We start from the raw sequence: 14,574 nt of genomic DNA on the forward strand, positions 1-14,574 counted from the left end.
GACAGAATTTTTTCGCAGACCGCTGATTTATCGCCAGTTTCCGGTGCCAGCACGCCGCTTGCCGGCCCGATCGATGGCCATGATGATCCCTACGCACAACATCACCGTCAGCATCGAAGACCCGCCATAGGACATGAAGGGCAGGGGGATTCCCACCACCGGCGCCAGGCCCATCACCATCATCAGGTTGATCGCGACATAGAAGAAGATGGTCGTGGTCAGCCCGGCCGCGACCATGCGCGCAAACTTGTCCTGGGTGCGCATCGACACCCGGATACCCCAGCGGAACAGCAGCATGAAAGCCAGGATCATCAACGTTCCCCCCATCAGCCCCCATTCTTCCGCCATGGTGGCGAAGACAAAGTCGGTATGGCCTTCGGGCAGATAGTCGAGATGACTTTGCGAGCCCTTGAGAAACCCCTTGCCCCAGATACCGCCCGATCCGATCGCAATCTTGGACTGGCTGATATGATAGCCGGCACCGAGCGGATCGCTCTCGGGATCGAGGAAGATCAGGACGCGGTTCTTCTGATAATCGTGCAGGAAGCTGAAAGCGATTGGAATGATAGCCGCGACGGCCAGACCTGAACCGACGAACAGGCGCAGCGGTAGGCCCGCCAGGAACATGACGGTGATGCCGCCCGCCAATATCATCGTCGCGGTGCCCAGATCGGGCTGGATCAAGACCAGGGCCCATGGAAAACCGATCAGCACCAAGGCCGGCCAGATTGCGTTCCATCGCCGGATCTCCCCAACCGGCAACAGAGCGTAGAAGCGCGCGATCGCGAGGACGATGATGGGCTTCATGAATTCCGATGGCTGCAATTGCATGAAGCCGAGGTTGATCCAGCGCTGGCTGCCCCCGGCCACGCCGCCGATCAGTTCCACCAGGAACAGCGCGGCGAGGACTGCGCCATAGGCGGGAAAGGCATAGCGAGCGAAAAGCTCGACCGGAATGCGGCTAAGCCCCAAAGCCATGGCGGAAAAGATGCAGAAGCGTATCCCCTGATTGAACGCCCAGGGGAAGATATTACCACTCGCCGCGCTGTAGAGCACGATCGTACCGAAGCCGGCGATCGCCAGCAGAAGTGCGAGGATACGCCAGGGAAATTCGGTCAGAGGCTTGGGTACGATGCTCATCGTGTGGCCGTGCTGTTGGCGGGGGCAGGGACGTCGCTCTCGTCATCGGCGGCGGGGGAAGGGGGCGGAGCCGTTGCGGGCGCCGGGGCTGCGACGCTTGCGTTGGCCGCGTTCATGGCATTGTCGGCTGGCGGTGGGACTTCACCCTTCTCGATCGCCTTGGCGAGGCGGAAGGCCGCCATCTGCCGTGCCTGCCGCTCTGCCGGTGTGCCGCCCCAGCCTTTTTCCAGCGTCTCCAGCTTCTCCATCGCCTTGGCCGGATCGAACAGATAGGACAGCGTATCGCTGGCGATCATCGGCGCGTCCTCATTGCGGATGGTATGGCCGCCATGTTCGATGATGCAGGCGATGGCGTAGCGCGGATTGTCGAACGGCGCGAAGCCCTGAAACAGGGCGTGGTCGCGCAGCTTGAAGGGCAGGCCGGCATTGCCGCGCACGCCGCCCGCGCGCTCCGCCATGGTGATCCGGCGCACCTGCGCGGTGCCGGTTTTGCCCGCGATCATGACGCCGGGGATGGAACTGCGCGCAGCACCACCGGTGCCGCCGCCATTCACCACCGCGCTCATCGCGTCACGAATGACGACCAGATGCTCCTCGGTCGCACCCACCGACGCCGGGTCGGGTCGCGGCGCGCCGAAAATGAAGTTGGGCATCAATTGCTTGCCGGTCGCCAGTCGGGCCGCCATCACCGCCATTTGCAGCGGATTGATCAGCATATAGCCTTGCCCAATGGTGGCGTTCACCGTGTCATAGACCTGCCATCTCTGGTTATATTTCCGTTCCTTCCAGGCCGGATCGGGCACGGTGCCGTAACTTTGGCTGGGAAAGGGCAAATCGAATTTCTGGCCCATGCCGACGCGGCGCGCCATGCTGGCAATCCGGTCCATGCCGATGCGCTGTGCCATCTGATAGAAATAAATGTCGCAGCTTTGCGCGATCGCTCCGCGCATGTTGAGCGGTCCGTGACCACGTTTCTTATGGCAATGGAACAATGTATTGCCGACGCGAATGGCGCCAGGGCAATTGACCGTCTCCTGCGGTCCGATGCCCGCCTCCAGCAAGGCCAGCGCCACCATCGGTTTCACCGTCGATCCGGGCGGATACAGCCCCTGCAACGTCTTGTTGCGCAGCGGGACATGATCGTCCTTCGACAGCATCTCATATTCCAGATGGCTGATGCCGTCGGAAAAGCTGTTCGGATCGAAGCTGGGCATGGACGCAAGTGCCAGCACATCGCCATTATGACAGTCGATCACCACGATCGAGCCGCTCTGGGTGGCCAGTCGTCGTCCGGCGAATTCCTGCAATCCCGCGTCGATCGTCAGCTTGATCGTGCGGCCGGGCGTGTCGGTACGGGTCGTCAGTTCCTGCACGATCTTGCCGCGTGCCGTCACCTCCACCCGCTTCGCGCCGGGCTTGCCGGTCAGATGGCGATCGAACGCCTTTTCCAGTCCGTCCTTGCCGACCTTGAATCCCGGCGTGATGAGCAGCGGATCGCGCCGCGCCTTGTAATCTTCCGCCGTCGCCGCGCCGACATAGCCCAGCAAATGCCCAACCGTGGCGCCGGCGGGATAATGGCGCGAAAAGCCCTGGCTCGGCGCAACGCCCGGCAGGTCGGGCAGGCGCACGCTGATCGCGGCATATTGGTCGTAGGTCAGCTTGTCGGCAACCTGCACCGGACGGAAGCCGGCGGACTTTTCCAGATCCTCGCGGATGCGGTCGACATCGTCCGGTTCCAGCTTCAGCAACTGGGCCAGGTGAGTGATCGTCGCTTCGGCATCCACGACGCGCTGTGGGATCAGGTCGACGCGGAAATCGGTGCGATTGTTCGCCAGCGGCCGTCCGTTGCGGTCGATGATCCAGCCACGGCGCGGCGGGATGAGCGTCAGGTTGACGCGATTGCTCTCCGACAACAGGCTGTATTTCTCGTTCTGGACGACGCTGATCCAGGCCATGCGGCCGACCAGCACTGCGCCGATCGCGCCCTGCAACCCGCCGACCACCATCGCACGGCGCGAAAAGGTAAAGGTTTGGGTGGCTTCGGTGACGATCTTGCGCTTGGGAAACGGAAACTTCATGGCATCACGCGCCAGCGATCGATCCGCGCGCATTGGCGGACGACGAAGGGAAACAGCAATATCGTCCAGACCATTTGCGGCGCGACCAGGAAAAGCGTCACATTACCTCCACCCGTGATCCGTGCGAAAAACAGGCCACCGGCGATGCAGAAGATAATGGCGAGGGTCGCAATTAGCCAGTCCTGACGATAGCTGCGCCATACCATGCGATGTTCGATCGCGTCGATGCCCATCAGCGCTACCGTCCACAGGAACATGGCCGACCCGATCGGCTGGCCGCTCATGACATCGTCGAACAGGCCGAGCGGCAGGCCGATCCAGGCGCGCCACAGATCAGGGCGCAGCAACCGCCAGGCCAGCAGGAGCAGCAGACCAAGGGGGGGCATGATCGGCGACTGGGCTATGATGGGTAATGCCGTCAGGAAAGAGCCCAGCATCACGGTGATGACCGGCGTGCCCGCCAGCCGGAAGCGGGAAGGGTGCCGTCCCAGCCTTGGTACATGATAAAGATGCGGGTCGATCATGGTTGGGCGACGTTGCCAGCCACAGCCTCATCCGCCAGGCTCGGTGCTGCCGGACCAGGACGGGTGACGGCATCCTCGAATGCGCGTTCAACGACGACAGCGTCCACGCGGGCAGGGTTTGCGAGCGGCACGGCATAGGCGATCTCGCCCTGCGCGCGCACGACGACGGCCACCGGTATATTGGGCTGATAGACGCCGCCAATGCCCGACGTCACCAGCAGGTCACCCGGCTTGAACGGATTGCGGCCAGCCGTTAGCGCCCGGACCTCCACCGATCCATCGCCCAATCCGGTCGAAATGGCGGGAATGCTGTCATTGGCGCGGCGGACCGGGACGATATTGCTCGTGTCGGTCAGCAACAGCACCTCGGCGCTGTTGGGTGTCGTGATATGGATGCGGCCAATCAGCCCCTCGGGCGCGCGCACCGGCATGCCAGGCCGCACGCCCTGCCACTGTCCCGCATTGAGCCGGGCGAAGCGGCGGGCGCTGGTGGCAGACGAGGCGATCAGGCGCGCGGTTAGAACTTCGCTGGAATCGGCATCGACCAGCTTGAGCAGCTTCTTCAGTCGCACATTTTCCTGTGCGACGCCCTTCGCCTCGATGATGCGGTTGCGATCGGCTTCTACCTGTCGCCGCAGCGCGACATTCTGCGATCCGGCCCGCCAATAGGCGGCCAGCACCTCATCGACCGAGCCGACACCGCTGACCATGCCTTTCAACGTATTGGATACAGGGCGGCTGATCTCCGACGTCGCGATGCGAATGGCGGCGAAACCGGTGGGGTCGAAGATCGCGACCACCACCAGCAGCAGGCCAATGGCTGCACCGGCTACCGCCACGACATAGCTGGCGAACAGGCTATATTGCGCCTTCCGGTTGATACCGGGGCGTCGGCTGGCTGGCCGCGCCATCTAATCGTCCTTTTCGATCAGGCGGTTTGCAGCACGCCCCGGAAGATCGGGTCTTCCATAGCGCGGCCGGTGCCAATGGCGACGCAGGTCAGCGGATCTTCGGCGATGGTGACGGGCAGGCCCGTTTCGTCGCGCAGTTCGTCATCCAGCCCCTTGAGCAGCGCGCCGCCGCCAGTCAGGACGATGCCCTGATCTACGATATCGGCGGCCAGTTCAGGCGCGGTGTTTTCCAGAGCGATCCGTACGCCTTCGACGATGGTCGAAATCGGCTCGGCCAGCGCATCGGCGATCTGGCCCTGGTTGATCGAGATTTCCTTTGGTACGCCGTTGACGAGGTCGCGGCCCTTGATGTGGATCGTCTCGCCGACACCGTCTTCGGGCGGTTGAGCCACGCCGAACTGCTTCTTGATCCGCTCGGCGGTCGCTTCGCCGATCAGCAGATTGTGATGGCGGCGGACGAAGGACACGATCGCTTCGTCCATCTTGTCGCCACCGACGCGGACGGATGTGGTGTAGGCAAGGCCGCGCAGCGAGAGCACGGCGACTTCGGTGGTGCCGCCGCCGATGTCGACAACCATCGAACCGATCGGCTCGGTCACGGGCATGTCGGCGCCGATCGCAGCGGCCATCGGTTCCTCGATCAGGAAGACCTGGCTGGCGCCGGCGTTGCTGGCGGCGTCACGGATGGCGCGGCGTTCGACGCTGGTCGAGCCAGAGGGCACGCAGATCACGATCTCAGGCGCGCGCCAGGGGCTATGCTTGCCGCCATGCACCTTCGTGATGAAATGCTTGATCATCTGTTCAGCGACATCGATGTCGGCGATCACGCCGTCGCGCAGCGGACGGATGGCCTCGATCGAATCCGGGGTCTTGCCCATCATCAGCTTCGCGTCGACACCGACAGCCTTCACCCGCTTGACGCCATTCAGCGTCTCGACCGCCACGACCGACGGTTCGTTCAGCACAATACCGCGACCGCGCACATAGACCACCGTATTGGCGGTGCCGAGGTCGATGGCCATATCCTGCGAGGAGAATTTGAAGAGACGCGAGAAGATCGACATGCCTTATCCTGTATCGCCCGCCGTCCCCGCGACGCGACAAGGGGACCGGTCGGAAAGCTGTTTCTGCTCTGGCCGTTAACTCTGCATTCCTTGCGCCTTGCAGTGCAAAAAATTTGAGGTCGCGGCTCGCGGAAAGCGCTCGCTTGGGCTAGTCCCTAATCAATGTCAATACGCCGTCTGCCCGAACATCTGGTCAATCGTATCGCTGCCGGTGAAGTGGTCGAAAGACCCGCCAGCGCGCTGAAGGAGATCGTCGAAAACGCTTTGGACGCGGGCGCGACTCGCGTCGCCATCCGCCTGTCCAATGGCGGCCTCGACCGGATCGAGGTCAGCGACGATGGCTGCGGCATGGATTCGGCGGACATGGCGCTGGCGCTGGAACGGCATGCGACGTCAAAATTGCCCGACGATGCCATTGAAAATGTTGCGACATTGGGCTTCCGTGGCGAGGCATTGCCATCCATCGCCAGCGTCGCGCGCCTGTCTATCGACAGCAGGCCGCGCGGCGCCGACGGATGGAACCGCACGGTCGACAATGGTCAGTTAGTAGCGGAGGGCCCCGCCGCGCTTCCGCCCGGTACCCGTGTCACAGTGGAGCAGTTGTTCGGCAAAGTCCCGGCGCGGCGCAAATTCCTGCGCTCGCCCAAGGCCGAATATGCCGCCTGCCTCGACATCGTCCGCCGTCTCGCAATGGCACATCCGGCCGTCGCTTTTTCAGTCGAGCATGACGGCCGCCGAGTGCTGGGCGTGCAAAGCGGGGAAGCGCGGGAGGAACGGGTCGCCGCGCTGACGGACCGGGCGCTGGCCGACAACCATGTGATTGTTTCACTGGAGCGGGAGGGCGTCCAACTCTCCGGCGTCGCCTCGCTTCCCACCTACAATCGCGGCGTCGGCGACCACCAATATCTGTTCGTGAACGGTCGTCCGGTTCGCGACCGGCTGCTGATCGGGGCATTGCGCGGTGCCTATGCCGACATGCTGGCCCGTGATCGCCACCCGGTCGTCGCCCTGTTCCTGGACGTTCCGCCTTTGGAAGTGGACGTCAACGTCCATCCCGCCAAGACGGAAGTGCGCTTTCGCGACCCCGCCCTGATCCGCGGCATGATCGTATCCGGCCTGCGCCGGGCGCTCGATGCCGAAGGCTTCCGTGCCGTACAGCATGCTGATCCGGCGGGCCTGTCGGCCTGGAAGCCCGAGCCTATCTCGCCCACTCCGATCGGATCGATGCCGATCTTTGAGGCTGCCGGGGCTTCTCCGCCACCCAGCTACAACCAGTTCGCGCCATCCTCTTTTGCGGATCGCCGGACCTCCTTCATCACACCGCCGCCGCAGGCCCGCGCCGAGCCTGCCGCTGCCCCTGCGCCGGAAGGGAACAGTTTCCCCCTCGGCGTCGCGCGGGGGCAGGTGGCGCGCACCTATATCGTGGCGGAGGCGGAGGACGGATTGGTCATTGTCGACCAGCATGCCGCGCACGAACGGCTGACTCTGGAACGGATGCGCCGCGCGATGGAGGGGCAAGGGGTCGCCTCGCAGGCGCTGCTGCTCCCGGAAGTGGTCGAACTGGAAGAAACCGCCTGCGACAGGCTGGAGGCGCGGATCGCCGAATTCAGGGACTTCGGCCTTGATCTGGAGCGGTTCGGCCCATCGGCCATGCTGGTGCGATCCGTTCCGGCCATGCTTGGCCAGTCGGATGTGCAGGGCATGGTCGCCGATCTGGCTGACGATCTCGCCGCCTATGACAGCGCGCTATCCCTGAAGGAACGGCTCGACCTCGTCGCCGCGACCATGGCGTGCCACGGGTCCGTCCGCGCTGGCCGCGTATTGAGCGTTGCCGAAATGAACGCCCTGCTTCGCGAAATGGAAGTCACGCCGCGCTCAGGTCAATGCAACCATGGCCGGCCGACATGGGTGAAACTTTCACATCCAGAAATCGAGAAACTTTTTGGACGTAAGTAGCTGAATTATATATATAAAATAGTATATCGTTAGCTTTGAAAAGGGATGGATTCGGTAGGTTGAGTCACAAACGAGATTGTCTGCAAACGACCATTTGCGGACGGTTACAGATGATGTAAATTGCCCGGATGTCAGACAATCCCAATTCATCCCGAGACAGAGCAACCATCGCCCTTTGGCTTGCCGGACTAATGGTTGTAATTCCGGTGATCGTCTACCCGACGGGCATCCTCAATTATCATGATCTTCCGACTGGATTTTTTGTGTTCTTCGCTTGGACCGCGCTTTGCGTTGCAATGGTGATCAGGCAGAAGTTGTTGATTTGGGCCGCTCTCTGCGTAATTCCAGTGGGGGTATTGTCCGTTGATTGGATCAGAGGTTTTGGCCTAGATCAGGACGAGTTTGGATTTTTCCCATGGGGAAATATCGCAGCGTTCTGCTGCGTTGCAATCGTTATAACTGCGACTGGAATTCAAAGCATCCTCCGGTCTGCCCGTTATAACTGACGTTCAGTTATCCACCTCATCGCGCTTCAAAGCCGACATTCCGCCATCCACCCATGCCGGACGTTCATGTGGAAATCGAAAAAGCGCAGTTTTCTGCGGTTGTTTTGTGACTCAACCTTGGAAACTTTCACATCCAGAAATCGAGAAACTTTTTGGACGTAAGTAGCTGAATTATATATATAAAATAGTATATCGTTAACTTTGAAAAGGGATGGATTCGGTAGGTTGAGTCACAAACGAGATTGTCTGCAAACGACCATTCTAAGTTACTCCGTCAGACCATGCGGATCGCTGAAACCAGCCATTTGTTCAGATGCCCGGTCGAGGTCTCAATGACGAAATCTGGTGGAAAGCTGACTTAGCTTATCGCGCTGCTTCTGCTTCGGTCGGCGCGCGCACGTGACGTAAATCTTTCGGATCGGCAGCGCCAATACTGATGTAGTTTTGGCGTGCTACGGTTAGCGACAGCCCACCATTCGGGCCGCCTCACACTTCGTCTGCACTTTCGTCATCCTGACCGTCATCTTCCCAGAAACACACCGGGCAAATCTCGTAATCCGCACGCGCATCCAGCGTGCGATTATCGCAGCAAGGGCAGCGGCGGCGGGGCAAGGCTTCTTGTGACATTTTGGTAGATTGGAGGGTGAGGCAAATGTCTGCAAGTAGGCGATTGTTGCCGAACGATTTTATCTTCGCATCTTCCGCTATCGTCGGTTATCTCTCCAAAACCGGACAGTCTGGAAACCACCCTGCCAAGCCTGAAACCCGACAGTCCACTCCCCACCCATGCCGGACGTTCATGTGGAAATCGAAAAAGCGCAGTTTTCTGCGGTTGTTTTGTGACTCAACCTTGGTAAAACTATCGCATGGGGATATCGAGAAGCTTTTTGGCAGGAAATAGAATGGTTTAGGGTGGGTTTGGAGGCTGGCGCGTGATAGGTGGGGCAACCATGATTGGGCGCTTCCGCTATCGGCCATTTTCTACCGTTTAATCGGAACCAATTTTACCGCAGAACGGCCATGGCAAAGTGATAAAGGCCTGACCAGAGATCAGGTAAAAATGAAAATCCATGGAAAGACCGACAACACAAAGAGCAATCCTGTGGTCAAATAAAACCCCAGCGGCTGAGCATCCTTGGCAATAGTTCCAGCAGCCGTATACACCTTACCTTCTGCGATAGAAAAAGCTCCATAACCGGCCGTAGCTAGAGAAATCATTATCATGACGGCTAAGGAAAAATAATGCATTAGCCGTTCCTTCAAAAGCTTAAATCGGGCTCGACCCATTACCTATATGTCCGCTCTTTAGGCGATCCGGTCAAAAGCTGCCAGTCCCCCAGCCACCCATGCCAGACATTGATGCGGAGCTTGGAAACGTCGGCTTTCTGCGGTTGTTTTGTGACTCAACCTTGGTGAAGCTGGGCCATGGCGACATCGAGAAATTGTTCGGGAGGAAATGAACCGATGACGATGTTTGCCGCCCTGCTGCTCGCCGCCGTCCCGGCGCCCTCTTGTGCCGCGCCTGCGCCGCTGGCCGAGCCATGGACCAGCTGGACGCAAAGCGGGCAGGCGAAGGCCGGGGCGCAGATACAGGGGGCGCCGATGCTGATCCTGGGCAAGCCTGTCACGGCGGCGCTGACGCCGGCCGCCTATGTGCAGTTTGCCATAGCCCCCGGCAAGGGCGCGAAGGAAGGGCATGGGGGGCTGTTCGGTTTGTCGCTCAAGGCGACGGCGCGCATCGGCATCGCGCTGTCGGGGCCGGCCTGGGTCGATGTCGTGACCGGCGCCACATCGGTCGCCTCGGTCGAGCATGGCCATGGTCCGGATTGTTCGGATATTCGCAAGATCGTGTGGTTCGACCTGCCCGCCGGTCGGCACATCATCCAGATTGCCGGATCAAAGGACGCCAGCATCCGCATCATGGCCGCCGATGCGAAGGCCAACCAGCCGCTCTAGCTGGACTTGCTGTCCGGAACGCGCGGACCTTTGATCGGCCTGTTGGCCGTAATATCCAGCGATGATGGCCGAGGCCGCGCCGTTACCGCTCCACCGCCATGCGTACGGCCAGCCCGCCCAGCACCGTACCCATGAACCAGCGCTGGACCGTCAGCCAGCGCGGTCGACCCTGCAGGAAGCCAGCGATCGATCCCGCGAGGCAGGCGATCAGGGCGTTGACCGACAGGCTGATGACGATCTGCGTCGCGCCCAGAATGAGTGACTGGCCCAGTATATGCCCGCGCGCCGGATCGACGAATTGCGGCAGCAGCGACAGATAGATCATCGCAACCTTGGGATTGAGCAGGTTCGTGACCAGCCCCATGATGAAGAGACGGCGCGGCGAATCCTGCGGCAGAGTGCGCACCTGAAAAGGCGATCGGCCGCCGGGCCGCACGGCATTCCATGCCAGCCACAGCAGATAGAGCGCACCGCCGATCCGCAGCACATCATAGGCGAAGGGCACGGCCATCAGCAGCGCGGTGATGCCGAACGCCGCGCTGACCATGTAGAAGAGGAAGCCGCAGGCCACGCCGAGCAGCGAAATCATGCCTGCCGTGCGCCCCTGTGAAATGGAGCGCGAGATCAAGTAGATCATGTTCGGACCGGGGGTCAGCACCATGCCAAGCGATATCAGCGCAAAGGCGAGGAGATGGGCAGTGCTGGGCATGGGCGGCTTTCCCTGATGATGGCGTGCGCTTCCCTATCGTCAACGAAACGGGCTGCGCAGAGCCACTATGCAGCGGTTGGCCCTGATTATGCCGGTCGGGTGCGCCACATAGCGATCGGGATCATGGTCAGCACGGGCTTGTCGTCCTGATTGAGGATTGTCACCTTGTTGCGGACAATGCCCATTTCCGGGCGACTTTGCGACACTTTCTTGTCGATCACCTCGCTGCGGCCGCGCAGCGTATCACCGGGGCGCACCGGGCGCAGCCAGCGCAACTCGTCCACGCCCATCGCGCCAAGGCTGGCTGCCTGCCGCCCCGGATGGGCCTGCATTTCGGCCACGAACATCTTCATGAACAGGGCGGTCGTGTGCCAGCCGCTTGCCGAAATCGTGCCGAAATGGGTGGTCGCTGCCGCCTCGTCCGACAGATGAAAGGGCTGGGGATCGAACTCGGCGGCAAAGCCGACGGTTTCCTCGCGGGACACGGTGAGCGGCCCGAAATCGAAGCCGTCGCCGATCGCGAGATCTTCGAAAAAGACTATGTCTTCCATCCTCATCCGTCTCCACTTGCAACGAATGAGGATGTAAGCAAGCTTTCCGTTTACGTCAATGTCAGGGCTTCACCAGTCCCTGTAACACCGCAGCATTGCCGTCCGACGCGGCAGGCGTCACGCCCAGCAGCCGCGCGAGCAACGGATAGACGTCGACATTGGTGAAGTCGGCCGAAGGGCGGAAGCTGGTATCGAAGGCCGGGCCGTGGGCGATGAACAATGCCTGCATCTCGGGCGCGTGGTCGTCCCAACCATGGTCGCCGCCAGTGATGGGTTTTGTCGGGGTGGTGGCCTGAAACACCCAGCCGGTGTCCGCGAGGCAGAAATAGGGCGGGATACGGCGGTGCGTGCCATAATGGAAACGCGCCGGAATTTCGCTCTTGCGCCAGCATTGCATATGATCGCGCGGTTTGAACAGCGCCGCCTCCAGCGCCTTTTCATGGCCCGGAATGGCGGCCAGGCTGGCATAGGGGCCGGTTTCGACGGTGCGATAATCGGCCGGATCGGCAATCTTGTCGATCGCGATCACCCGGTCGTTCGCTTTCGCGGCCATGCCATGATCGGAAACGATGATGATGTTCGCCAGCTGGCCCAGCGCCTTCAGGCCCGCGACCAGTTCGCCGATATGCGCATCGACGTCGGCGACGGCCTGCGTCGTCTGTGGCGCGTCCGGCCCGTTGACATGCCCGGCGGTGTCGACTTCATCGAAATAGAGGGTGACGAAGCGCGGGCGAATAGCGGCCGGGCGGCGCAGCACATCCAACACATTGTTTACCCGCTGGGTCGGACTGATCGCCTCGTTGAACTGTGCCCAGTCGCTCGGTCGCGATCCGTTGCTGATCGTATAGGGCCATTCGGCCGCCTTGGTGCCGCCCCAGGCGACGTTGGAACCGGGCCAGAACATGGTCGCGGTGCGTACGCCCTGCTTCTCGGCGGTGATCCAGATCGGTTCGGCCTCGTTCCACCAATAGGGATCGTCGCTGGCCATGGTGAACTTGTCCTTGGGCCGGCTTTCATCTTCCATATTGTTGGCGACGATACCGCTGCGATCGGGGCGGTCACCGGTGACGATCGCCCAGTGATTGGGGAAAGTCTTGGTAGGGAAGGAGGGGCGCATCGACGCCTCGACTCCCGCTGCCGCCAGCGCGTTGAGATTGGGGGATACGCCGCGGGTCAGATAATCGGGGCGAAAGCCGTCGATTGATACCAGCAGGGTCACCGGTGCGCGCTGCTCCATTTGCACTTTAGGGGCGGTGCGCTGCGTTTCGACGGTGACGCAACCGCTGAGCGCAGTGACGGCGAGAAGGGCGGAGGCGAGATTACGGATCAACATGGCGACTCTTGTTTTTGCTCTGTGCAACAATAGTCGCTTAGCAGCGATGCCATGACGGTAAAGTGACGTTTTGGTAGGCTTTATGCGAGCGGCGCGCGTAACGCCATCCAGGCCGCCTTCTTCGCCTCGCGCGAAAAGCTGGCATAGGCGCCACTGGACGAAGGCAGGTCGATCAGCGCCAGCCCCGGCCGGTCGCCCAATTGCCGCCGCCCGTGCAGGGCCGCTGTCTTCCCGTTGAAGCCGATCGCCCGAAGCGCGGGCAGGCGTTCCACGAACAGCCCGAGGTCGCGCAGTTCCGCGCCTTTGATACTGCTGTCCAGGCTACCCGGTCGCTCAGCGCTTTCTATCACGTCCCACAGGCCGACGCCCAATGCGCGCAGCCTTTTCAGGCGCATCGCATAGGGCTGGCGGCGCAGATCCTCGTCCAGCACATCACCCAGCAAGTCCCAGAATGCATTGCCGCGATGGGCATAATATTCACCCTGCCGGATCGAGGCGTCACCGGGCAGGCTACCCAGGATCAGCAGGCGCGTATTGGCATCGACGCTGGGCGGAAAGGCTGCCTTGCGCTGCGCAGGCATCTGACCAAGGCGCAGCGCCATGAGCGATCAGACGTTGAAGCGGAACAGCATGATGTCGCCGTCCTGCGTCACATATTCCTTGCCTTCGGAGCGCCACTTGCCCGCTTCCTTGGCACCGGTTTCGCCATTATACTGGACATAGTCCGCATAGGCCATGGTTTCCGCGCGGATGAAGCCCTTTTCGAAATCGGTGTGGATCGCGCCGGCGGCCTGCGGGGCCTTGCTGCCCTTGGCCACGGTCCAGGCGCGCGCTTCCTTGGGGCCGACCGTGAAGAAGGTGATGAGGCCAAGCAATTCGTAACCGGCGCGGATGATGCGGGCGAGGCCGGCTTCGGTCAGACCCAGCGCTTCGAGATATTCGGCGCGCTCGTCGATCGGCATGGTGATGAGTTCGGCTTCAATCGCGGCGGACACGATCACCGCCTTGGCATTTTCCGCCGCAGCCTTTTCGAACACGCGGGCCGAATGCGCGTTGCCAGTGGCGGCGCTTTCTTCCTCGACATTGCAGACATAAAGGACGGGCTTGGACGTCAGCAACTGCGCCTGTGCGAAGAGGCGCTCTTCCTCGACATCCTTCGGCACGGTCAGACGCGCAGGCTTGCCGTCGCGCAGCAGGTCGAGTGCCTGACCCAGCACGGACGCGGCGGCCTTGGCTTCCTTGTCGCCCTGCGCCGCTTTCTTGGCGAGGTTGGGGACGCGCTTTTCCAGGCTTTCCAGGTCGGCCAGCATCAGTTCGGTTTCGACCGTGTCGGCGTCGGCGATGGGATCGACCTTGCCCTCGACATGGGTGATGTCGCCATCTTCGAAGCAGCGCAGCACATGGACGATGGCGTCGGTTTCACGGATGTTCGCGAGGAACTGGTTGCCAAGGCCTTCGCCCTTGGACGCGCCGCGCACCAGCCCGGCGATATCCACGAAGCTCAGCTGCGTTTCGATGATCTTGGCGCTGCCGCCGATCTTGGCGATGGTCTGGAGCCGGTCGTCGGGCACGGCGACGCGGCCTTCATTCGGCTCGATCGTGCAGAAGGGGTAATTGGCCGCCTGCGCCGCCTGTGTTTCGGTCAGCGCATTGAACAGGGTGGACTTGCCTACATTGGGGAGGCCGACGATACCGCAACGAAAACCCATTTGACTGCCTTACAAGATCGGAAAGAAGAATTGCCGGGCCGATAGCGCTTTGTGCATGGAAAGGCCAGCCTTGGGCTTAGCCAAGGGTAGGACAAAAGGCGCAGTTGATAAGCGTGGGGCCAGTACGGCATGGGGAG

The 14,574-nt window shown here is 61.5% G+C and carries 13 protein-coding genes and 1 pseudogene; 2 read left to right on the plus strand and 12 right to left on the minus strand.

The window, feature by feature from the left end:
- Positions 1-27: 27 nt before the first annotated feature.
- The 5 genes from rodA to ACNHGR_RS03610 are packed head-to-tail and all read right to left on the minus strand — an operon-like array spanning position 28 to position 5,717.
- Positions 28-1,140 carry a rod shape-determining protein RodA gene (gene rodA, locus ACNHGR_RS03590; protein WP_184264669.1) on the minus strand — a complete coding sequence of 371 codons (1,113 nt, stop codon included), beginning with the start codon at positions 1,138-1,140 and terminating at the stop codon, positions 28-30.
- On the minus strand, positions 1,137-3,218 hold the full coding sequence (gene mrdA, locus ACNHGR_RS03595) for a penicillin-binding protein 2 (protein WP_184264671.1): 2,082 nt from the start codon (positions 3,216-3,218) through the stop codon (positions 1,137-1,139). Before mrdA ends, rodA begins: the two co-directional genes overlap by 4 nt.
- Positions 3,215-3,742 carry a rod shape-determining protein MreD gene (gene mreD / locus ACNHGR_RS03600; RefSeq protein WP_475284145.1) on the minus strand — a complete coding sequence of 176 codons (528 nt, stop codon included), beginning with the start codon at positions 3,740-3,742 and terminating at the stop codon, positions 3,215-3,217. Before mreD ends, mrdA begins: the two co-directional genes overlap by 4 nt.
- Positions 3,739-4,653 (minus strand): rod shape-determining protein MreC, encoded by a 915-nt coding sequence (mreC, locus tag ACNHGR_RS03605; RefSeq protein WP_475284146.1) that lies wholly within the window; start codon positions 4,651-4,653, stop codon positions 3,739-3,741. Before mreC ends, mreD begins: the two co-directional genes overlap by 4 nt.
- Before the next feature lie 17 nt (positions 4,654-4,670).
- The gene (locus tag ACNHGR_RS03610) at positions 4,671-5,717 is read right to left on the minus strand and encodes a rod shape-determining protein (RefSeq protein WP_024019606.1); all 1,047 of its coding nucleotides are present in this window, start codon (positions 5,715-5,717) and stop codon (positions 4,671-4,673) included.
- Between the two features lie 162 nt (positions 5,718-5,879).
- On the opposite strand from ACNHGR_RS03610, the gene mutL reads away from it, so the two are divergent.
- Complete coding sequence (gene mutL, locus ACNHGR_RS03615) at positions 5,880-7,673, plus strand: DNA mismatch repair endonuclease MutL (protein ID WP_475284147.1); 1,794 nt, start codon at positions 5,880-5,882, stop codon at positions 7,671-7,673.
- Positions 7,674-8,542: 869 nt separating this feature from the next.
- Here mutL and ACNHGR_RS03620 read toward each other — a convergent pair.
- Positions 8,543-8,806: pseudogene (locus ACNHGR_RS03620) on the minus strand (CPCC family cysteine-rich protein).
- A gap of 423 nt (positions 8,807-9,229) precedes the next feature.
- Complete coding sequence (locus ACNHGR_RS03625) at positions 9,230-9,427, minus strand: hypothetical protein (protein ID WP_475284148.1); 198 nt, start codon at positions 9,425-9,427, stop codon at positions 9,230-9,232.
- Between the two features lie 216 nt (positions 9,428-9,643).
- On the opposite strand from ACNHGR_RS03625, the gene ACNHGR_RS03630 reads away from it, so the two are divergent.
- Complete coding sequence (locus ACNHGR_RS03630; RefSeq protein ID WP_475284149.1) at positions 9,644-10,135, plus strand: hypothetical protein; 492 nt, start codon at positions 9,644-9,646, stop codon at positions 10,133-10,135.
- Positions 10,136-10,217: 82 nt separating this feature from the next.
- Here ACNHGR_RS03630 and ACNHGR_RS03635 read toward each other — a convergent pair whose 3' ends face one another.
- From ACNHGR_RS03635 to ychF, 5 genes are all read right to left on the minus strand, one after another.
- The gene (locus ACNHGR_RS03635; protein WP_475284150.1) at positions 10,218-10,844 is read right to left on the minus strand and encodes a LysE family translocator; all 627 of its coding nucleotides are present in this window, start codon (positions 10,842-10,844) and stop codon (positions 10,218-10,220) included.
- Positions 10,845-10,930: 86 nt separating this feature from the next.
- Positions 10,931-11,395: a MaoC family dehydratase gene (locus tag ACNHGR_RS03640; protein ID WP_184264691.1), complete on the minus strand. Its 465-nt coding sequence runs from the start codon at positions 11,393-11,395 to the stop codon at positions 10,931-10,933.
- A 61-nt stretch (positions 11,396-11,456) separates the two neighbouring features.
- Positions 11,457-12,728 carry an alkaline phosphatase family protein gene (locus tag ACNHGR_RS03645; protein WP_475284151.1) on the minus strand — a complete coding sequence of 424 codons (1,272 nt, stop codon included), beginning with the start codon at positions 12,726-12,728 and terminating at the stop codon, positions 11,457-11,459.
- An 80-nt stretch (positions 12,729-12,808) separates the two neighbouring features.
- Positions 12,809-13,330 carry a DNA-deoxyinosine glycosylase gene (locus tag ACNHGR_RS03650; protein ID WP_184264695.1) on the minus strand — a complete coding sequence of 174 codons (522 nt, stop codon included), beginning with the start codon at positions 13,328-13,330 and terminating at the stop codon, positions 12,809-12,811.
- 6 nt (positions 13,331-13,336) lie between these two features.
- Positions 13,337-14,437: a redox-regulated ATPase YchF gene (gene ychF / locus ACNHGR_RS03655; protein WP_184264697.1), complete on the minus strand. Its 1,101-nt coding sequence runs from the start codon at positions 14,435-14,437 to the stop codon at positions 13,337-13,339.
- Between the last annotated feature and the right edge of the window lie 137 nt (positions 14,438-14,574).

Source organism: Sphingobium sp. RS1 (assembly GCF_056156825.1).